21 protein-coding genes are annotated in these 19,152 nt (G+C 69.0%); 14 read left to right on the top strand and 7 right to left on the bottom strand.

Translation table 11 applies throughout. From position 1 onward, the window contains the following. The first annotated feature begins 46 nt into the window (after nucleotides 1-46). Both VYI76_RS02085 and VYI76_RS02080 read left to right on the top strand, forming a co-directional pair. Complete coding sequence (locus VYI76_RS02085) at nucleotides 47-478, top strand: hypothetical protein (protein ID WP_326523114.1); 432 nt, start codon at nucleotides 47-49, stop codon at nucleotides 476-478. A gap of 45 nt (nucleotides 479-523) precedes the next feature. After that, nucleotides 524-1,384 (top strand): energy transducer TonB, encoded by an 861-nt coding sequence (locus tag VYI76_RS02080; RefSeq protein ID WP_326523113.1) that lies wholly within the window; start codon nucleotides 524-526, stop codon nucleotides 1,382-1,384. Here the strand turns inward: VYI76_RS02080 and VYI76_RS02075 are convergent. The 4 genes from VYI76_RS02075 to VYI76_RS02060 form a co-directional block, all read right to left on the bottom strand. Continuing rightward, nucleotides 1,359-1,829: a vgr related protein gene (locus tag VYI76_RS02075; protein ID WP_326523112.1), complete on the bottom strand. Its 471-nt coding sequence runs from the start codon at nucleotides 1,827-1,829 to the stop codon at nucleotides 1,359-1,361. The genes VYI76_RS02080 and VYI76_RS02075 overlap by 26 nt on opposite strands. Before the next feature lie 141 nt (nucleotides 1,830-1,970). Continuing rightward, nucleotides 1,971-3,437 carry a S41 family peptidase gene (locus VYI76_RS02070; protein ID WP_326523111.1) on the bottom strand — a complete coding sequence of 489 codons (1,467 nt, stop codon included), beginning with the start codon at nucleotides 3,435-3,437 and terminating at the stop codon, nucleotides 1,971-1,973. Between the two features lie 104 nt (nucleotides 3,438-3,541). After that, a complete protein-coding gene (gene ung / locus VYI76_RS02065; protein WP_326523110.1) occupies nucleotides 3,542-4,225 on the bottom strand; it encodes a uracil-DNA glycosylase in 684 nt (227 codons plus the stop codon). Nucleotides 4,226-4,257: 32 nt separating this feature from the next. Further along, nucleotides 4,258-5,079, bottom strand: a complete 822-nt coding sequence (locus VYI76_RS02060; protein ID WP_326523109.1) for a hypothetical protein — start codon at nucleotides 5,077-5,079, stop codon at nucleotides 4,258-4,260. Nucleotides 5,080-5,190: 111 nt separating this feature from the next. On the opposite strand from VYI76_RS02060, the gene VYI76_RS02055 reads away from it, so the two are divergent. Beyond that, complete coding sequence (locus VYI76_RS02055) at nucleotides 5,191-5,562, top strand: tRNA-binding protein (protein ID WP_326523108.1); 372 nt, start codon at nucleotides 5,191-5,193, stop codon at nucleotides 5,560-5,562. A 141-nt stretch (nucleotides 5,563-5,703) separates the two neighbouring features. Here the strand turns inward: VYI76_RS02055 and ubiG are convergent, their stop codons facing one another. Next, a complete protein-coding gene (gene ubiG, locus VYI76_RS02050; RefSeq protein WP_326523107.1) occupies nucleotides 5,704-6,453 on the bottom strand; it encodes a bifunctional 2-polyprenyl-6-hydroxyphenol methylase/3-demethylubiquinol 3-O-methyltransferase UbiG in 750 nt (249 codons plus the stop codon). Nucleotides 6,454-6,509: 56 nt separating this feature from the next. On the opposite strand from ubiG, the gene VYI76_RS02045 reads away from it, so the two are divergent. Next, entirely contained in the window at nucleotides 6,510-7,784 is a 1,275-nt protein-coding gene (locus VYI76_RS02045) for an aspartate kinase (protein WP_326523106.1), read from the top strand. A gap of 50 nt (nucleotides 7,785-7,834) precedes the next feature. Here the strand turns inward: VYI76_RS02045 and VYI76_RS02040 are convergent, their stop codons facing one another. Then, nucleotides 7,835-8,239: a hypothetical protein gene (locus VYI76_RS02040; protein WP_326523105.1), complete on the bottom strand. Its 405-nt coding sequence runs from the start codon at nucleotides 8,237-8,239 to the stop codon at nucleotides 7,835-7,837. Between the two features lie 66 nt (nucleotides 8,240-8,305). Continuing rightward, the gene (locus VYI76_RS02035; protein WP_326523104.1) at nucleotides 8,306-8,722 is read right to left on the bottom strand and encodes a secondary thiamine-phosphate synthase enzyme YjbQ; all 417 of its coding nucleotides are present in this window, start codon (nucleotides 8,720-8,722) and stop codon (nucleotides 8,306-8,308) included. An 81-nt stretch (nucleotides 8,723-8,803) separates the two neighbouring features. On the opposite strand from VYI76_RS02035, the gene VYI76_RS02030 reads away from it, so the two are divergent. From VYI76_RS02030 to ftsH, 10 genes are all read left to right on the top strand, one after another. Next, entirely contained in the window at nucleotides 8,804-9,790 is a 987-nt protein-coding gene (locus VYI76_RS02030; protein ID WP_326523207.1) for an NAD(P)H-dependent flavin oxidoreductase, read from the top strand. A gap of 40 nt (nucleotides 9,791-9,830) precedes the next feature. Further along, nucleotides 9,831-10,058: a FitA-like ribbon-helix-helix domain-containing protein gene (locus VYI76_RS02025; RefSeq protein WP_326523103.1), complete on the top strand. Its 228-nt coding sequence runs from the start codon at nucleotides 9,831-9,833 to the stop codon at nucleotides 10,056-10,058. After that, nucleotides 10,055-10,486 (top strand): type II toxin-antitoxin system VapC family toxin, encoded by a 432-nt coding sequence (locus VYI76_RS02020; RefSeq protein WP_326523102.1) that lies wholly within the window; start codon nucleotides 10,055-10,057, stop codon nucleotides 10,484-10,486. Before VYI76_RS02025 ends, VYI76_RS02020 begins: the two co-directional genes overlap by 4 nt. Nucleotides 10,487-10,554: 68 nt before the next feature. Beyond that, nucleotides 10,555-11,250 carry a hypothetical protein gene (locus VYI76_RS02015; RefSeq protein ID WP_326523101.1) on the top strand — a complete coding sequence of 232 codons (696 nt, stop codon included), beginning with the start codon at nucleotides 10,555-10,557 and terminating at the stop codon, nucleotides 11,248-11,250. Nucleotides 11,251-11,300: 50 nt separating this feature from the next. Then, the gene (gene ptsP, locus VYI76_RS02010) at nucleotides 11,301-13,577 is read left to right on the top strand and encodes a phosphoenolpyruvate--protein phosphotransferase (protein WP_326523100.1); all 2,277 of its coding nucleotides are present in this window, start codon (nucleotides 11,301-11,303) and stop codon (nucleotides 13,575-13,577) included. A gap of 97 nt (nucleotides 13,578-13,674) precedes the next feature. Further along, the gene (locus VYI76_RS02005; protein ID WP_326523099.1) at nucleotides 13,675-14,655 is read left to right on the top strand and encodes a helix-turn-helix domain-containing protein; all 981 of its coding nucleotides are present in this window, start codon (nucleotides 13,675-13,677) and stop codon (nucleotides 14,653-14,655) included. A gap of 94 nt (nucleotides 14,656-14,749) precedes the next feature. Then, nucleotides 14,750-15,703 carry a tetratricopeptide repeat protein gene (locus tag VYI76_RS02000; RefSeq protein WP_326523098.1) on the top strand — a complete coding sequence of 318 codons (954 nt, stop codon included), beginning with the start codon at nucleotides 14,750-14,752 and terminating at the stop codon, nucleotides 15,701-15,703. After that, nucleotides 15,681-16,706, top strand: coding sequence for a tRNA lysidine(34) synthetase TilS (gene tilS, locus VYI76_RS01995; protein WP_326523097.1), 1,026 nt, complete (start codon nucleotides 15,681-15,683; stop codon nucleotides 16,704-16,706). Before VYI76_RS02000 ends, tilS begins: the two co-directional genes overlap by 23 nt. Nucleotides 16,707-16,713: 7 nt before the next feature. Further along, nucleotides 16,714-17,082, top strand: a complete 369-nt coding sequence (locus VYI76_RS01990; protein WP_326523096.1) for a hypothetical protein — start codon at nucleotides 16,714-16,716, stop codon at nucleotides 17,080-17,082. Between the two features lie 108 nt (nucleotides 17,083-17,190). After that, nucleotides 17,191-19,152 carry an ATP-dependent zinc metalloprotease FtsH gene (gene ftsH / locus VYI76_RS01985; RefSeq protein ID WP_326523095.1) on the top strand — a complete coding sequence of 654 codons (1,962 nt, stop codon included), beginning with the start codon at nucleotides 17,191-17,193 and terminating at the stop codon, nucleotides 19,150-19,152.

Here is a 19,152-nt window from a genome sequence, read left to right as displayed (position 1 = left end):
CCCCTTGGCAACCGCGCGAAGTGTATTATCTTATTCGTACACTTTGATGAGGCACGCGGCGATGGCGAAGAAGGATTCGGCGGCGAAGAAGAAGAGCAAGGCTGCGAAGCCCGGCAAGCTGCCCAAGACGATCGGCGGCATGAAACTGTCGAAGCCGGTACGCAAATCGGCCGAGAAGGTGATTGCGCGGGTGCAGACGGCGGAAGGCCGGCGGATGATCGCCGCCGGCCTGGCGATGGCGGCGAGCGCGGTGGCGGCCAAGGCCAACGCCCCGCGCCCTCCGGTGCCGCCGGTTCCTCCGGTGCCGCCGCAGCCGCCGGTTCCACCCGTCCCGCCGGTGCCGCCCGTGCCCCCAGTCCCTCCTGCGCCGCCGCCCGACGGCATGGGCCGGCCGCAGATCGACCCGCAGGAGATCGCCGACGCGTTCGGCAAGGCGGCGACGGCGTTCTTCGACGGGCTGTTCGGGCGGCGGCGGTAAGGGTGGGACTCGACGTCATCCGCTACGGGGCGTAGCGATGGCGCGGTGAAAGCCCTCCGATATCTTGCTCTTGTCACTCTGTTGCTTTCGCTGGCGTGGGTGCCGGGTGCCCTTGCCATGCAGCAGGCGGAGCCGCTCGCGCCGTCGAGTCAGTGGCGGATCGATTACCAGCCGGCGGGATGCGCGCTCAGTCGCCACTTCGGGATCGGGAATGGGCTCGCCGTTGTCACGGTGCGGCCCACGACGGTGTTCGGCCCGGTGGACCTGGTAATCAACAGTTCTGCGCAATGGGCGCGGGGCGATCGTATCCAGGGCCGCGCGCGGGTAATCCCGGCATCAGGGGCTCCGATTGCGGCGCTCTATTCGAATTTCGAGCGGATCGCCGGTATGGACCGGACGGTCGATATCCATTTGAGCCGGGCCGACGTGCCTGCGCTCGCAACGGCCGGGACGATCGCGGTCGAACTCAATGGCAAGCACGCCTTGTCCATTGCGCCTACCGGGGCGGCGGCGGCAATCAAGGCGCTCGAGGCCTGTGAGCGCGACCTTGCGAAGACGTGGGGTTTCGATGCGGAGCGCCTTGCAGCGGTCACCGTTCCGGCCCAGCCCACGGGAGCGCCGATCGACTTTCGCCTCGAGCCGTCCGACCCGGACCTGCGCGCCGCCGCCGTCAACAAGACGGTGATGGTCGCTCTCCTGGAGGTCGGCGTCGACGGCCGCATAACTGACTGCCGGATGGCGGTTTCGGCCAAGATACCCAGGCTGGAGGCGCGGGCGTGCCGGCTGATCGTGGCGCGGGCGCGCTATGCGCCGGCGCGTGGCCCGGACGGCTCGCCTGTCGCGTCGCAGGCGGCGCTGCCCGTCGAATGGGGTATCCCGATCACGCGGATATCGACGACCCCCTGAACGGCAGTACCGTCTCATATTGCCGCAGCTCGGGCGCGCCGGGCACCACGCGGCCGGCGCGGAGCAGGAAGGCGTGGCGGAGGATCTCGGCCTGCTGCTCGATGCCGTAGCGTGCCAGCGGCCAGCCGGGTTTCAGGCTGTAGGCATAGCGGCAGAAGGGATGGCGCGCGATCGGCAGGAAGATGCCCTTCTGATGCTGCCAGACATGCGTCATCTCGTGGATGAACAGCCCCTGCAGGTCGGCCGGCGCACAGGCGAAATCGTCGCAATAGAGCCCGCCCCGGGGGTGGAAATGGATGCAGCCGCGCGGCGCCATCGTCACGTGACGCGGCTGGAAAAAGGCCCATTTGCGGTTGGCGATCCGCACCGCGCCATAATCGATCGCGTCGCCGAACATGCGCGCGGCGAGCGCGGTCTCTCCGGGAGTGAGCGGGCGGGCGGTCATCGCCCGACGGCTTCCCACGCCGCGCCGCCGGCGACAAGCGGCTTGCGCGTCCGGCACGGCGACGGGCGGGGAGCGCGTCTCCGGCTTAGGTGTCGGTTTCGGGATCAGGGACGCGACGTGCTCGCCAGATTCACCCACCCCCTAGAACGCGCCCGGCACCTCGCGCTGGACGGTGTCGGGGCGGTCGGGGACGAGCAGTTCGTTGGTGCCCGACGACAGGCTGCGCGCGGCGAAGGATTGGGTGGCGCTGGAGATCGGTGCGCAGCTTCGGCCGCCCAGGAAGTTGAGCGCGGCGGCGATCGAGGCCTCGCGCGCGTCACCGAGCGGATAGGTGACGTCGTCGCCCGCCTGACAGGTCGACTGGACGACGCTGGCGAGGCCGTCGAAATAGGCGGCGGAGCGATCGCGGTTCTGGGTCGCGAAGGCGACGACGCGCAGCCGGTCGTCGCACGCCGCCTTGTCGAGCGCGATCTGGCCGACCGGCTTGCCATAGGTGTTGGTGCCGACCAGCGCGACGTTGCGGCCGAGATACGGCAGGAAGGCGTTGATGACGAGTTCGCTGGCGGACGCCGTGCCGCTCATCCCGATGAACGCGATCTTCGTGGCGCCGATCGCCTGTGGCTGGGTGCGGAACAGGCGGGTCGAATTGTTCGACGATTTCTCCGCGCGGAAGGTGGTGTAGCTGAGCACGTCCGACGTGGAGCGGTTGGCGCCCAGGAGGTCGCCGAACAGCTCGGCGATCGAGACGAGACCGCCGCCGTTGTAGCGCAGGTCGACGATCACCTCCGTCACGCCCGCCGCGCGGAAGGCGGCGAAGGCGGTGCGCAGCCCGGCGTCGGCGGTCGAGATGAAGGTGCGCAGGTTGAGATAGCCGACCTTCCTGCCCGCATCGTCGATCACCTTGTAGCCGTAGCGGCTGGAGACTGGCGTGAGCTCGTAATCGGCCTTGGCGATCGTCACGTCGGAGGTGACGCCGGCCTGGCTGCGGATGCGGAAGGTGCGGGTGGTGCCGGCGAAGTTCGCGCCGAGCGCGGCGGTGACGCCGCCCGACCCCTCGGCCGCGATGATGTCGCTCACGTTGCGCAAGGTGGCGGCGGAGGTGCCGATCGCCACGATCTGGGTGCCGCGATCGACCCCGGCGGCGAGCGCGGGCGTGCCCTCGAACGCTTCGGCCACGAACACCGTGCGCGCGGAGGAATTGGTGGTCAGGCGGAAGCCGAAGCCGGCCGTCTCGCCCGAGGCGTAATAGGCGTTTTCCGCCGCGATCGAGGTGACGTAGGTGAAATAGCGGTCGCGGCGCTGGCCGCGCGCGGTGGCGGTCAGCGCGTCGACATAGGTATCGACCGAGGCGTAGGGCGCCGGATCGAGCACCGCGGGCAGGGTTTCGGGGAACAGATACCATTCGCGAAGCTGGGCGGAGACCCAGTCCTGGCGTTCGCGCAGCGAGCAGCCGGCGACCGTCGGGGTCGGGCTGGGCGTGGGGACCGGCGTCGGCGTGGGCGTGGGCGCCGTCGCGATCGGGGTGGAGACGCTGCCGCTGCCGCCGCCGCCGCAGCCGGCAAGCAATGCGATAGCCGAGGCCAGCCCTGTGATACGCCTGAACTTCATCGATTACGTCCCTTCTCTCAAGGCCTTAGCAGAAGGCAAGGGCTGCGTCAGGCGAAAAGAGCGATGATGGATATCGCATGTTCCCGACCGTCTGGCGAGGGGGCTCAGGCGGGCAGCGCCCAGTCGATCGCGCCGCGCCCGTGGCGGTCGAGGAAGGCGTTGGCCTGCGAGAAATGACGGCAGCCGAAGAAGCCGCCGTGCGCGGAAAGCGGCGAGGGGTGGACGCTCCTGAGCACGCAGTGCCGCGCGGCGTCGACCAGCGCCGCCTTCTTCTGCGCATGGCTGCCCCACAGCAGGAACACCGACGGGCCGGCGCGGTCGCTGACCAGGCGGATGACGGCGTCGGTGAAGCGTTCCCAGCCGCGCCCGGCATGCGAGGTCGGGCTGCCCGACCGCACGGTCAGCGTCGTGTTGAGCAGCAGCACGCCCTGTTCCGCCCATCGGGCGAGGTGGCCGTGCGACGCGCGGGGGATGCCGAGGTCGCTTTCCAGTTCCTTGTAGATGTTCTGCAGGCTGGGCGGCACGCGCACGCCGGGGCGGACCGAAAAGCACAGGCCGTGCGCCTGTCCTTCGCCGTGATAGGGGTCCTGGCCGAGGATGACGACGCGCACCCGGTCAAGCGGGGTCTGGTCGAGGGCGGCGAACCATTCGGCGGGCGGCGGGAAGACGCGCGCGCCCGATGCCCGCTCCGCGCGAAGGAATTCGCGCAGGTCGGCCATATAGGGCTGGTCGAACTCGCCGCGCAGCGGATCGAGCCAGCTGGGGTGGAGGCGAATATTCTGGACCATCGAACCTTTTGTAGATTCGGCGCGGGCATGGCTCAAGGCATGGTAGGTCGGAGCGGCTTGGGGTTGGGATCGAGCATCGGTTCACCGGGCATGATCGTGACGCTGGGCGGTGTCGCCGGTTGCCCCGTGCGCGCGGCTGCGCGTTCCGCCGCGGCCGCGGCGCGCCGCGCGGTGGCTTCCGGCCCGACAACGTCGTTGGCCTCGAACCGCGCCAGTGCGCGACCCATGCGCCTTTCGGAATAGGCGCCGCGCACGTAGCGATCGGCGCGGCAGCCGGTGCCGGCGAACCTCTCGTCCAGGTCGGTCATGATGGATCTGACCTTGGGATGCCGCAGCGCCGCATCCGGCAAAGGGAAGTCGGGCTGCGACAACGCAGAGCGGCGATCAGGCGTATTCGCGGCCACGATCGCGCGGCAGCGGGCATGATCGACCCCGATATCGCCCAGCTCGCCATCGACGAGGGTGCGGAACAGGGCTGCGGTGGTCCCCGGTGCGCGCCACGCCTGGTCGAGCCGCTCGGCCGGCGCGTCGCCGGGGATGATCCGTGCGACCAGCCGGGTGGCCTTGCCCCCCTCGATCGATTCGAGATCGACCGCCAGGGTGGTAATCGTGTAGGCGCCACCGCTTATCACCCGCCACTGCAGGCCGGTCGGTGTTCGGCTGGGCCAGGTCTCGTTCGAGAAGGACAGGTGCTGGTCGGCCTGATCGGGAACATCGAGATCGAGCAGCGCGCGCTCGACCGTTTCGCGCGGAGCGGCAACGGTAGTTTCGAATCCCGTCACGGGCTCCGCAGCCTGGAAGCCGAGCACTCCCGCGGCGGCGATCGCCGCCCCCGCGGCCCCGATCTTCCACATATGCCCATCTCCCGCGGTTATGACGGAGGACATAGCAATGCGCTCTCTGGCGCGGATTAAGGCGAAAGGTTAACTGGTTCGCAGTTCCCCCAAAGGCCGAGGCTGGCAAAAATGCATCTCGTTCCGCAACCCGGCGCGCCAGCGCAGGATAACATTACCCTCGACCAGTTCCTGGCGGTCGATATCCGCGTCGGCACGATCGTGGAGGCGCGGCCCTTTCCCGAAGCGCGCAAGCCCGCCTACCGCCTGACGATCGATTTCGGCGGCGCGATCGGGCGCAAGACGTCGTCGGCGCAGATCACCGAACATTATACGCTGGAGGAACTCGTCGGGCGGCAGGTGGCGGCGGTGGTCAATTTCCCGCCGCGCCAGATCGGGCCGGTGAGGAGCGAGGTGCTGACGCTGGGCTTTCCCGACGCCGACGGCAAGGTGGTGCTGGTGTCGCCGAGCGTGCCGGTGCCGGACGGCGGGCGACTGTTCTAGGACCGATCGACACTCAGCCCATACCGGCCTGCAAATGGCGGTTTCACGTGCTTCCGGTGCTCACGTACCGTAAGTACGCTGCGCTCCGGGTCACGCAAAACCACCATTTTCGCCTCGGTCTGACCTGAATGTCGATCGGCCCTAGGCCCGCACCGCGGCGACGAAATAGTCGAGGGCGGTCGTCTCGCTCAGGTGGAAACCGGCGCCCGGCGAGAAGGCGAGGCCGCGCGTGCCGGCGACGGTGAGGCCGGCGTCCTCGATCAGCGCGGTCAGTTCGTCGGGGGTCAGGAATTTGTCCCAGTCGTGCGTGCCGCGCGGAATCTGGCCCGTCCCCTCGCCGATCGTTATCATCGCGAGGCGCGAAAGCGGCGTGCGGTTGGGGGTGGAGAGCAGCATCAGCCCGCCCGGCGCGAGCACCGCCGCCAGCGCGCGCACGAAGGCGGCGGGATCGGGGACATGCTCGATCACCTCGAAGCTGACCACCAGGTCGAACGCCTCGCCCGCCACCGCATCGGTCGTGCCGGCGCGGTAATCGATCGCCAGCCCGACGGCGGCGGCGTGGGCGCGCGCGGCGCCGATATTCTCCGGCGCGGCATCGACCGCGGTCACCGTCGCGCCCAGCCGCGCGAGCGGTTCGGCGAGCAGCCCTGCGCCGCAGCCCATGTCGAGCGCGCGCTTGCCCGCGAGCGGCGCGAAGCCCTGCGGATCGCCGCCCCAATGCGCGTCGATCTGCTCGCGCAGGTAGCGCAGCCGGGGCGGGTTGAGGCGGTGGAGCATCGCCGACGAGCCCTTCGGATCCCACCAGTCGGCGGCGAGCTTTCCGAAATGCGCGGCTTCGCCCGGATCGATCATCGTCGTGAAGATATCTGTCGTTACGGTTGCGTCCGGCATCCGCCCCTCCTATCAGCCCGGCCGGTTGACCCCAAGGGACAAGATCGGCTCCGCGCATGGCACGTATCGTGATGAAGTTCGGCGGCACCTCCATGGCCGGGATCGAGCGCATCCGCAGCGTCGCGAAACGCGTGAAGCGCGAATGGGACGCCGGCAACGAGGTGGCGGTGGTCGTCTCCGCCATGTCGGGCGAGACCGACCGACTGGTCAATTTCTGCCGCGAGGCGAGCGCGCTGTATGATTCGCGCGAATATGACGTGGTGGTCTCCAGCGGCGAGCAGGTGACGTCGGGCCTGCTGGCGATCGCGCTCCAGGCGATCGGCGTGCCGGCGCGGTCGTGGCTGGGCTGGCAGCTGCCGATCCGCACGTCGGACGGCCATGCCTCGGCGCGGATCGGCGAGATCGAGACGGGCGGCGTGCTGGCGTCGATGGCGAACCGCGAGGTCGCGGTGATCCCGGGTTTCCAGGGGCTGGCGGCGGGCGAGCGGGTGACGACGCTGGGGCGCGGCGGATCGGACACGTCGGCGGTGGCGATGGCCGCGGCGATGAAGGCCGACCGCTGCGACATCTACACCGATGTCGACGGCGTCTACACCACCGACCCGCGCATCGTGCCGAGGGCGCGCAAGCTGAAGCGCGTGACGTACGAGGAGATGCTGGAGCTGGCGAGCGTGGGGGCGAAGGTGCTCCAGACCCGCTCGGTCGGGCTGGCGATGAAGGAGAATGTGCGCGTGCAGGTGCTGTCGTCGTTCGTCGACGACGATGCGCCCGCCGCCGATACGCTGCCGGGGACGATGATCGTCGGCGAAGAGGAAGTGGAAGCCATGGAACGCCAGCTCATCACCGGTATCGCCCACGACAAGAACGAGGCGAAGATCACGCTGACCGCCGTGCCCGACAAGCCCGGCGCGGTCGCATCGGTGTTCGCGCCGCTGGCGGAAGCGAACATCAACGTCGACATGATCGTCCAGAACATCGCGCATTCGACCGGCCAGAATTCGGCGTCGACCGACGTGACGTTCACCGTGCCGTCGGCCGACCTCGCCAAGAGCCTGGACGTGCTGGGCCGCGCGCGCGGCGACATCGGGTACGACACCCTGGTCCACGACACCCGCGTCGCGAAGATCAGCGTCGTCGGCGTCGGGATGCGCAGCCACGCCGGCGTCGCGTCGAAGATGTTCACCACGCTGGGCGAGCGCGGCATCAACATCCAGGCGATCACCACGTCGGAAATCAAGGTGAGCGTGCTGATCCACGAGGACGAGACCGAGCTTGCGGTGCGCGTGCTGCATACGGCCTATGGGCTGGACGCGGAGGATGAGGCGGCGTAAGCCCTTCGGGCGTCGGGTTCGGTATAAGGATGCTTTTCGACTGGGAAAACCTACCGCGTGCCCAATTCGATCTCGGCGTCGGTCCACCATCGAAGATCGGACACCTGCGCGTCGTCCAGCAGCACCGCCTCGATTGCCGTCGCGAGCGGTTCTACCACATCGCTGGTCGCCACACGCTTAAGCCAGCGACGGATGTGAGGCTGTGACGGTTCGATGAAGCACAGGTGGCAGTCCGGATACTCCGCATAATGTCCGCAGCCGATCCACAGGGGGAAGGCCGCGTTAGCCAGATCGATCCGCCAACCCCAATCCTCGGGCTCGACCCGGATAATTTGATAGCCTCGCGCGGGTAAACGTTCCGCCAGCAGCGCCGCGACACTCTTGCCGCGAGGTGCGTCGTCGTCGGCGCGCGCGTCCAGCAGGGACGGTGAACGAAATTCAACGTGCGATCGCATGCCACAAGCTACGATTTTCTGGACCGATTTCTACCCGGAAGCCGGCCGCAGGCAATTCTGTAGACGTCATTTCCCGATCAGATGCACCGCGACCTGCCGCCGGTGGGGCGCGGTGCGGTGTTCGAACAGGTAGATGCCTTGCCACGTGCCCAGCATCGGGCGGGCGTCGGCGACGGGGATCGACAGGCCGGTCGCGGTGATCGCGGCGCGCAGGTGGGCGGGCATGTCGTCGGGGCCTTCGTCGTCATGCTCGTAGTCGCGCGATTCGGGGGCGAGCCTCGCAAACCATCGCTCAAGGTCACGGCGCGCGGCGGGGGCGGCGTTTTCCTGTACGAGCAGCGAACAGGAGGTGTGGCGCACGAACAGGGTGAGCAGGCCGGCGGCGATCCCGGTCTGTGCGACCCAGCCGGTCACCGCGCGGGTGAATTCGTGCAGTCCCTGCCCCGGCGTCGCCACAACCAGTTCGTCGATCGCCTGTCGCATGCGTCGGGCTTGCCCGATCGCCTCGCCCAAGGCTAGGCCTGCCCGATGACGAGCATCGGACACGAGCGGCTGACGCGCCGCATGGCGCGCGGCGCCGCATTCCTGGGCAGCGAGACCGCGGTGATGTGCGGCGCGATGTCATGGGTCAGCGAGCGCAATCTGGTGGCGGCGATGTCCAACGCCGGTGGCTTCGGGCTGATCGCGTGCGGCGCGATGACGCCCGAACTGCTCGACGCCGAAATCGCGGGCACGAAGACGCTGACGCAGCGGCCGTTCGGCGTGAACCTGATCACCATGCACCCGATGCTGTTCGAGCTGATCGACGTGTGCGGACGCCACGGCGTCACCCATGTCGTGCTGGCGGGCGGGCTGCCGCCCAAGGGATCGCTGGAGGCGATCAAGGCGACGGGCGCGAAGGTGATCTGCTTCGCCCCGGCGCTGGCGCTCGCGAAGAAGCTGATCCGGTCGGGCGTCGATGCGCTGGTGGTCGAGGGAATGGAGGCTGGCGGCCATATCGGCCCGGTCTCCACCAGCGTGCTGGCGCAGGAAATACTACCCGAGGTGGCCGATCAGGTGCCGGTGTTCGTCGCCGGAGGCATCGGCCGCGGCGAGGCGATGGCCGGCTATCTCGACATGGGCGCGGCGGGGGTCCAGCTCGGCACCCGCTTCGTCTGCGCGACGGAGAGCATCGCGCACGCCAATTTCAAGAAGGCGTTCATCCGCGCCAGCGCCCGGGACGCGGTGGCAAGCGTGCAGATCGACCCGCGCCTGCCGGTCATCCCGGTCCGGGCGCTGAAGAATGCGTCGTCGGAGCTGTTCACCGCCAAGCAGCGCGAGGTCGCGCAGCTGCTCGACGACGGCAAGGTCGAGATGATGGAAGCGCAGCTGCAGATCGAGCATTACTGGGCCGGCGCGCTGCGCCGCGCGGTGATCGACGGCGATGTCGAAAATGGCAGCCTGATGGCGGGCCAGTCGGTCGGCATGGTGACGAAGGAAGAGCCGCTCGCGGACATCCTCGCCACGCTTCTGGCCGAGGCGGCCGGCGCGCTGGAGGCGCGGGCGGCGTAGCGATGCTTGCATTTTGCTAGCGTTTTGCTAGCATATGGGTATGGCGACGATCACCATCCGCAATGTCGACGAGGCCGTTTACGAACGGCTCAAGCGGGATGCCAAGTCCAACCATCGTTCGCTCGAAGCGGAGGCGCGGTCGCGTCTGGGCGCGGCGCGGATGTCTCGCGAAGAGGCGTTCGACCGGCTGCGCGACGTGCGCCTTCCCTACGATCCGGACTATGAGGGCAGCGTCGCGCTGATCCGCTCGATCCGCGACGAGGAATGATCGTCGTCGACGCCAGCCTGCTGGTCAAATTGCTCGTGCCCGAGCCGGATAGCGGGATGGCCGACGCATGGATGCGGTGCACGGTGGACGTGAGCGCCCCCGACCTGGTGGCGATCGAGGTTGCCCAGGCGATCGTCCGGCGCGTAAACGACCGCCGGGCCACGGTGGGCGAGGGCGAGAGGGCCCTGGGCGGCTGGCATGATCTACTGGCGAACGGCTCCGTGGCCCTCGTCCGGACGACCCCTGGCCAGGTTGAGGAAGCGGCCCTGATCGCGATGCAGATCGGCCATCCTGTGCGGGACTGCGTCTATCTGGCGCTGGCGATCGAGCACCGAGGCACGCTCGTGACATGCGACGCAAGGTTCCAGCGCCGCGCGGTCGAGGTTTACCCGGACATAAGGCTGCTGGCCGATTACGTCGCATCCTAAACCCGATCTTCACCATCTTGCGCGCATGACCCCTGCCGGGCCGGGGGGCCTAGCGCGAGGTATCGAGGATGCGTGTCCGTGTTTCGCTGGCGGTGGTGGCCGTCCTTCTGGCCGGGTGTGCTCGCGGTGTCGCGCCGGTTGCCGTGGCGCCTGCTCCGCCCGCTGTTGTTTCGACTCCAAAACCCAGGCCGGTGCCGCCGGGCGGGGCAGCGACCAACGTGGCGCTGCCGCCCGAACTGCCCGACGGCAGCTTCGCGACGCCCAACCGGGCGCTGACCCCGGCGGCGACCGCGTGGCATTTGCGCGCGGCGCTCAATGTCGCGGCGCTGCGTTGCAACGACGGCGCGGTGGTCGCCGACTATAATCGCTTCGTCACGAGCCATAAGGCGGCGCTGGCCCGTGCCCATGCCGCCGCGATGCGCGAAGCCGGCGGCGAGGCGGCGTTCGACGCGCGGATGACGAAGCTGTACAATTATTTCGCGCTGCCGCCGGTGCAGGCGTCGTTCTGCGCCGCCGCGGCAACGATCGCGGCCGAGGCGGCGGCGACGCCCGCCGCCGGGTTCGAGCGGCTGGCCACGCTGGGCCTGCCGGTGATCGACGCGCCGTTCACCGCCTTCTTCGCCGAATATCGCGATTATCGGGTCGCGCTGGCGCGGTGGCAGGCCGGACAGGTAGCCGCCGCGTCCGCGCCGCGCCTGACCTATGACCTGGCCGTGCTGACCGCCGAGGGACCGCCGCGAAGGATAATGTTGGCGGCGCGATAGACAGCAGCCGTCTCGCGCGGAGGCGCGGCATCTGGTAGCGGTCTCGTTTGATGCCTTTGTCCGCCGCCGCTTCCGCCCGCGAGATCCTCGTCCGCCTCCACGACGTGATGGCGGCGCGCACCAGCGCCCAAGCCAAGCTCAACCAGGTCGCCGACATCATAGCCGACTCGCTCGACAGCGAGGTGGCGTCGATCTACCTGCTGCGCGAGGGCGTGCTGGAGCTGTTCGCGACGCACGGGCTGGACCAGGCGGCGGTCCACGTCACCACGCTGGCGATGGGCGAGGGCCTGGTCGGCACGATCGCCCAGAATGTCGAGACGCTGAACCTCGACGAGGCGACCGCGCATCCCGATTTCGCCTATCGGCCCGAGACGGGCGAGGACAAGTTCCACAGTTTCGCCGGGGTGCCGATCATCCGTCGCGAGCAGGCGGTCGGCGTGCTCGCGGTCCAGCATGTCGAGCCGCGCCGCTACGACGATATCGAGATCGAGGCGCTGCAGACGGTGGCGATGGTGCTGAGCGAGCTGATCGCCAACGCCGGGCTGATCGATGCGTCTGCCGCCGCGACGACGCGCACGCAATCGACCGCGACGGCGCGCATCCAGGGCTTCAAGCTGGTCGACGGAATGGGGGCGGGCGTCGCCGTCTATCACCAGCCGCGCATCCATATCGAGCATACCGTCGCCGAGGACACCGAGGCCGAACGGCGGCGCGTCTACACCGCGTTCGACAAGATGCGCGACCAGATCGAGCGGATGCAGCAGCAGGCCGAATTCGGCGTCGGCGGCGAGCATGACGAAGTGCTCGAGATGTACCGGATGTTCGCGTACGACGAGGGGTGGAGCCGCCGCATCAACGAGGCGATCGACAGCGGGCTGACCGCCGAAGCGGCGATCGAGCGCGTCCAGCAGCGCACCCGGATGCGGATGCGCGAGATCGACGATCCGTTGCTGCGCGACCGCATGCACGACCTGGAAGACCTGTCGAACCGGCTGATCCGCATCGTCAGCGGACGGCTGGGCACCGCCGCGCAGATGGGGCTGCGCGAGGATTCGATCCTGATCGCCAAGAACATGGGCCCGGCCGAGCTGCTCGAATACGACCGGCGGCGGCTGAAGGGCGTGGTGCTGGAGGAAGGATCGCTGACCGCCCACGTCATCATCGTCGCGCGGGCGATGGGCGTGCCGGTGCTGGGCCGCGCGAAGGACATCCGCAAGCTGGTGGCGGAGGGCGACGAGCTGCTGCTCGATGTCGGCAGCGAGACGGTGTTCGTGCGGCCGACCCAGGCGATGCAGGAAGCGTTCGAGGCCAAGCTGGCGCTGAGCCAGAAGCGCCGTGCCGCCTTTGCCGCGCTGAAGACCGAGAAGCCAATCACCAAGGACGGCCACCGCGTGACGGTGATGGTCAACGCCGGCCTGCGCGACGACGTGTCCGCGCTCGACCTGACCGGAGCGGACGGGATCGGGCTGTTCCGCACCGAATTCCAGTTCCTCGTCTCCGCGACGATGCCCGCGCGCGAGCGGCAGCAAAGGCTGTACCGCGACGTGCTGGACGCCGCCGGCGACCGGCCGGTCATCTTCCGCACCGTGGACATCGGCGGCGACAAGGCGCTGCCCTATCTCGACCATGACGAGAATGGCGACGAGGAGAACCCGGCGATGGGCTGGCGCGCGCTGCGCCTGGCGCTCGACCGCGAAGGTCTGATGAAGGCGCAGGCGCGCGCGCTGATCGAGGCGGGCGCGGGGCGCACCCTGAACGTCATGTTCCCGATGGTCAGCGAACCGTGGGAGTTCGATCAGGCGCGTGCCATCTTCGAGGCGCAGCGCGCGTGGCTGGCCGAGCGCGGAAAGAAGCTGCCGACCCAGATCCGCTATGGCGCGATGCTGGAGGTGCCGGCGCTGGCCGAAGTGCTCGACCTGCTGTTGCCGAGGCTCGATTTCCTGTCGATCGGCACCAACGACCTGACCCAGTTCCTGTTCGCGGCCGATCGCGCGCATCCCAAGCTGGCGGTGCGCTACGACTGGCTGAGCCCGGCGATCCTGCGCTTCCTGGCCCGCGTCCAGCGCGCGTGCGCCGCCGCGGACGTGCCGGTGGCGGTGTGCGGCGAGATGGGCGGACGCCCGCTGGAGGCGGCTGCGCTGCTGGGCATCGGCATCGACCGGCTGTCGATCACCCCGGCGGCGGTGGGACCCATCAAGGCGATGTTGCGCGGCCTGGATCGCGTCGCGATCGCCGGGCAGATGCAGGCGTGGCTGGCGACCCCGCCCGCCGACATGCGCGTCGCGCTGACCGAGTGGGCGCAGGCGCAGGGCGTCGAACTGGATTGACCGCGCGACGGGCGGAGGCATCGCAATCGTTGACAGCGACGCACGCGGGATGGGAGAGCTTGGCGCGGCGAGACGGCGCGGCCTTGCCACGGAGACCATGATGACCGACGGCGATGCCGAGACCTTTCAGACCCCAGTGGCGACGAAGCCGGGCGAGCGCCTGCGCGCCGCGCGGATCGAACAGGGGCTGGAACTGGCCGATATCGCCGCGCGGACCAGAATCCCGCAGCGCCACCTCGAATCGATCGAGAACGGCAGCTATTCGAGCCTGCCGTCGACCACCTATGCGATAGGGTTCGCCCGTGCCTATGCCCGCGCGGTCGACGTGGAGGAGACGTCGCTGGCCGCCGACGTGCGCGCCGAGCTGTCGCGGAGCTGGGATCGGCCGCGTCCGGCCGCACCCTATGACGTCGGCGACGTGGACCGCACGCCCCCGCGGCGGATCGTGTGGGGCGGCGTGATCGTCGCACTCCTGCTGCTGCTGGGCGTGGGCCTGTGGTACGGCACGGACCTGTTACGCGGGCGCATCGCGACGCCGGCCGCGACGGAGCCGGGCGAGGGCGTGACCGTCGCCATTCCCGAGACGGTCGCCCCGCCGCCCGCCCCGCGCGCGGGGCAGGTGGTACTGACCGCCACCGACGAGGTGTGGGTGCGCATCTATGACGCCGCCGGGACCACGCTGGCGCAGCGCACGATGGCGCCGGGCGAGCGCTTCGAGGTGCCGGCCGACGCCAATGGCCCGATGATAAACGTCGGCCGCCCCGACAAGCTGGCGGTGACGATCAACGGGTCGGCGGTGCCGCCGCTGGGCGACGGCCGCGTCGCGATCCGCGACGTGCCGATCAACGCCGAGGCGCTGCTGGCGCGGGGCAGGCCGGCGGCCGCCGCTTCCCCCGCCGCCACGTCCCCGTCCACGGCCACGTCTACGTCCACGCCTGCGCGGACATCGACGTCGACGTCGACGCCGGCGTCCGCAGCCAGCCCGTCGCCGCGCACCGTGCCGCGCGAGACACCGACGCCCGCGCCGACGACGCGGGCGTTCGAGCCGGCGTTCGGCAACAGCGCGACGCCGGATTGAGCAGTGGCGGGATTGAGCCGTCGCGAGGCTGGCGGCATGACGGCAAAGCTGCGATACGGTGCCCAGAGTTCTTTCCTGCACCGGGGGGTGTGACATGCGTATGACCATCCGGGCGGCGCTCGCCGCCGCCACCGTCCTCACCAGTTTCGGCGTTCCCGCAGCGGCGCAGACCGCCGTCGAGGGCCGTGTCGACCGGCTCGAGCGCGAGATGCGCGCAGTCCAGCGCAAGGTGTTTCCCGGCGGCGCGGGTATGACGGTGGAGCCGCAGATCACCGCGCCGCAGACCAGCCAGGGCCTGCCGGGCGTGCCGTCGTCGTCGGCGCTGACCGACCTGACGGCGCGGGTCAGCGCACTGGAGGAAAGCGTGCGCAGCGTGACCGGCCAGGTCGAGCAGACCGGCTATCGCGTGCGCCAGCTGGAAGAATCGTTCAACGCCTACAAGCGGGCGACCGACGCACGGCTGAAGGCGCTGGAGGATGGTACCGCCGGCGCCGCGCCGCCGGCGATCGCGGCGGCGGGCGACACCGCGCCGGCCACGCGCCCGACGACGCGCCCGACCACCCCCGCACCGACGCCCACCCCCGCCGCGACGCGCCCCGCAGCCGATGCGGCACGCACCCAGGCGCTGGCGGCGGTGCAGCGGCCGAAGACCAGCGACCCGGCCGAGGACGGCTACACCTATGGCTTCCGCCTGTGGGAGGCGAAGCTCTATCCCGAGGCGCAGGCCGCGCTGAAGGAAACCGCCGACAAATATCCGAAGCACCGGCGTGCCAGCTATGCGCAGAACCTGCTCGGCCGCGCCTATCTCGACGAGGGCAAGCCGAGCCTCGCCAGCCTGGCGTTCTACGACAGCTACAAGAAGTTCCCCGACGGCGAGCGCGCGCCCGACAGCCTGTTCTATCTGGCCGACGCGCTGGTGAAGCTGAAGAAGCCCGCCGCGGACGTGTGCAAGGTCTATAGCGAACTGACCGACGTCTACGGCACCAGATTGTCCGCGACCATGAAGGCGGGCGTCGAGAAGGGCCGTGTCGCGCAGAAATGCCGGTGAGGTCGATCCGGGCGATCCCGCCGCGCAGGCGCTGGCACGTTTCCGGAACGACCTCGGCAGCCTGATCGATCTTGAGCGCGACAAGGTACTGGTCGCGGTTTCGGGCGGCGCCGACAGCATCGCGTTGCTGCTGCTGACCCATGCCGTCATCGGCGAGCGGTGCATCGCGGCGACCGTCGATCACCGGCTGCGCGAGGCGTCGGCCTCCGAAGCCCTGTTCGTCGGCGCGGTGTGTCGCACGCGCGGCATCCGCCACGATATCCTGACCGGGGTGCTGCCGGATCGCGTCGGGCGGACGGCGAACCTGTCGGCGCGCGCCCGCGCGCTGCGATATCGGCTGCTGGAGGAATGGCGGGTCGCGCGCGGCGCGCGATGGCTGGCGACCGCGCATCATGCCGACGATCAGCTCGAAACCTTTGTGATGCGCGCGAACAGGGGCGCGGGTGTGGGGGGCCTTGCCGGGATCAGGCGCAGGAGCGCGCATATCATCCGGCCGGTGCTGGGGTGGCGGCGCAACCGGCTCGCCGAAATCATGCTGCACGAAGATGTCGTGCCGGTGGACGATCCGTCCAATTCCGACGATCGTTTCGATCGCGCCCGGCTGCGCAAGGTGCTGGCGGAGGTCGACTGGCTCGACGCGGCGCGGATCGGCGACAGCATGGCCGCGCTGGGCGAGGCCGACGCGGCACTGCGGTGGACCGCGGAGCGAGCCTTTGACGAGCGGGTGGCGGTGGCGCCCGACCAGCGCAGCTTTGCCGCAGCGGACCTTCCCGCAGAGATCGTCCGCCGCGTCGTCGTCCGCTGCCTGACCGAGATCGATCCGGCCATGGATGCAGACGGACCGGGCATCGCGCGGCTGATCGCCGCGCTGGGGGCAGGGCGCGTTTCCATGCTGGGCGACGTACTGGTCACAGTCGTGAACACGGATGCGCCGTCGATGCGATGGGTGTTCCGCCGCGCGCCCCCGCGTCGTCGGGATGATGGCTTGTCCGAAGGGGAATGACGGTTCGATGCTTGCGATCATCGCGTCTTTGTTGCTCGCGCAGACCGGCGATCCGTTCCCCGAACGCTCGCCCGGGTTGATTCAGGCATGCCTGCAAAGCGCGGCCGAAGCCGGCGAGGTCGGCGATACGGACAGGGGCACCAAGTTCATGTGCGTCGATGAGTCAGCGGCGCAGCTCTGGGCGTTCCTCGAACAGGCAAAGGTGGAAGCCTGGGAACAGGATACCGGGGCGGAAGGCGTATGGCTGAGCCGCGCCTTTCCGCTCGGCGGCTGCTTCAAGAAACTGCGCGATTCGGACGGGGCGGAGGCCACGTCGGGGCTTTCGTGCAGCATCTGGATTCCCCGGCCGCCGCGCGCCACGAAGAAACGCCGCTGAGACCGGCGCGCCGATCACACTGATCGACCCAAAGCGCGCATCGTTCCATTGCCATTAATATCCGCGTGCCTATCTTGGCGGCGCTAGCATGAAGGTTTTCCACGCGCGATGAACGACAACGACAAGCAGCCCGGCAACGGCGGCGGCAATCCCTGGATGAAGAGCCTGATGATCTGGGTCGGCATCCTGCTGGCGCTGGCGCTGTTCGTCCAATTGTTCGACACCAAGTCCGGCCCGGCGGCGGGCAGCGAGATCGCCTATTCGACCTTCCTTGACCGCGTCGACGAAGGCACCGTCAAGGAAGTGGCGATCAGCCGCGAGGCGATCGTCGGCAAGACGACCGCGGGCGAGGCGTTCCGCACCCGGCCGCTGCCCGTGCCCGATCCCACGCTGATGCAGACGCTGCGCGCCAAGGGCGTCGAAGTGTCGGCGCGCGCCGAGGAAGGATCGTCGATCTGGTACGTGCTGCTCGTCCAGTCGCTGCCGTTCCTGCTGTTCCTGGGCATCGCGTTCTTCGTGGTGCGCCAGATGCAGAAGAATTCGGGCGGCGGCGCGATGGGCTTCGGCAAGTCGCGCGCGCGGATGCTGACGCAGAAGGAAGGCCGCGTGACCTTCGACGACGTCGCCGGCATCGACGAGGCACGCGAGGAACTGCAGGAGATCGTCGAGTTCCTGAAGGACCCGTCGAAATTCGCGCGGCTGGGCGGCAAAATTCCCAAGGGCGCGCTGCTGGTCGGCAGCCCCGGCACCGGCAAGACGCTGCTGGCCCGCGCGATCGCGGGCGAGGCGGGCGTGCCGTTCTTCACCATTTCCGGCTCGGACTTCGTCGAGATGTTCGTCGGCGTCGGCGCCAGCCGCGTGCGCGACATGTTCGAACAGGCCAAGAAATCGGCGCCGTGCATCGTCTTCATCGACGAGATCGACGCGGTCGGCCGGCATCGCGGCGCGGGGCTGGGCAACGGCAACGACGAGCGTGAGCAGACGCTGAACCAGCTGCTGGTCGAGATGGACGGGTTCGAGGCGAACGAGGGCATCATCATCATCGCGGCGACCAACCGTCCCGACGTGCTCGACCCCGCGCTGTTGCGTCCCGGCCGCTTCGATCGCCGGGTGACGGTGCCGCTGCCCGATATCGAGGGGCGGCTGAAGATCCTCGAAGTCCATATGAAGAAGGTGCCGATGGCGCCCGACGTCGATTCGCGCACGCTGGCGCGCGGCACGCCGGGCATGTCGGGCGCGGACCTGGCCAACCTGGTCAACGAAGCGGCGCTGATGGCCGCGCGGCTGGGCAAGAGGCTGGTCGCGATGGCGCAGTTCGAGCTGGCCAAGGACCGCGTCATCATGGGCACCGAGTGGAAATCGCTGGTGATGACCGAGGACGAGAAAAGGATGACCGCCTATCACGAGGCCGGTCACGCCGTGGTGCGCGTCCATGAGCCGGCGTCCGACCCCATCCACAAGGCGACGATCATCCCGCGCGGCGGCGCGCTGGGCATGGTCGTGTCGATGCCGGAGCGCGACAATTATTCGTACCACCGCGACAAGATGTTCGCCGACCTGGCGACCGTGATGGGCGGCCGCGTGGCGGAAGAGTTGATCTTCGGCCGCGACAAGGTGTCGTCGGGTGCCAGCGGCGACATCAAGCAGGCGACCAAGCTCGCCCGCGCGATGGTGACCCAGTGGGGCATGTCCGACAAGCTGGGCATGCTGATGTATGAGGAGCAGCAGGGCGAGACGTTCCTGGGCTATTCGCAGACCCAGCGGCACAATATCTCGAACGAGACCGCGCTGGCGATCGACAGCGAGATCCGCACGCTGGTCGACGGCGGCTATGCCCGCGCGACGCAGGTGTTGAGCGACCATATCGACCAGCTCCACACCGTCGCCAAGGCGTTGCTGGAGTTCGAGACGCTCACCGGCGAGGAGATCAAGCGGCTGTGCGCGGGCGAGGCGATCGACCGTGACGATCCGGGCGCCAGGGCGGGCAATGTGCCTGCGGGCGGCACCTCCATTCCCAAGACCAAGCGGCCGAGCGGCCCGTTTGGCAATCCGGCGCCGCAGGGCGCCTGA

It is taken from the genome of Sphingomonas sp. (assembly GCF_035910975.1).
Lineage (GTDB): Bacteria > Pseudomonadota > Alphaproteobacteria > Sphingomonadales > Sphingomonadaceae > Sphingomonas.
Note: the sequence above shows the minus strand (reverse complement) of the source record. Positions and strands in the feature narration are given on the sequence as shown.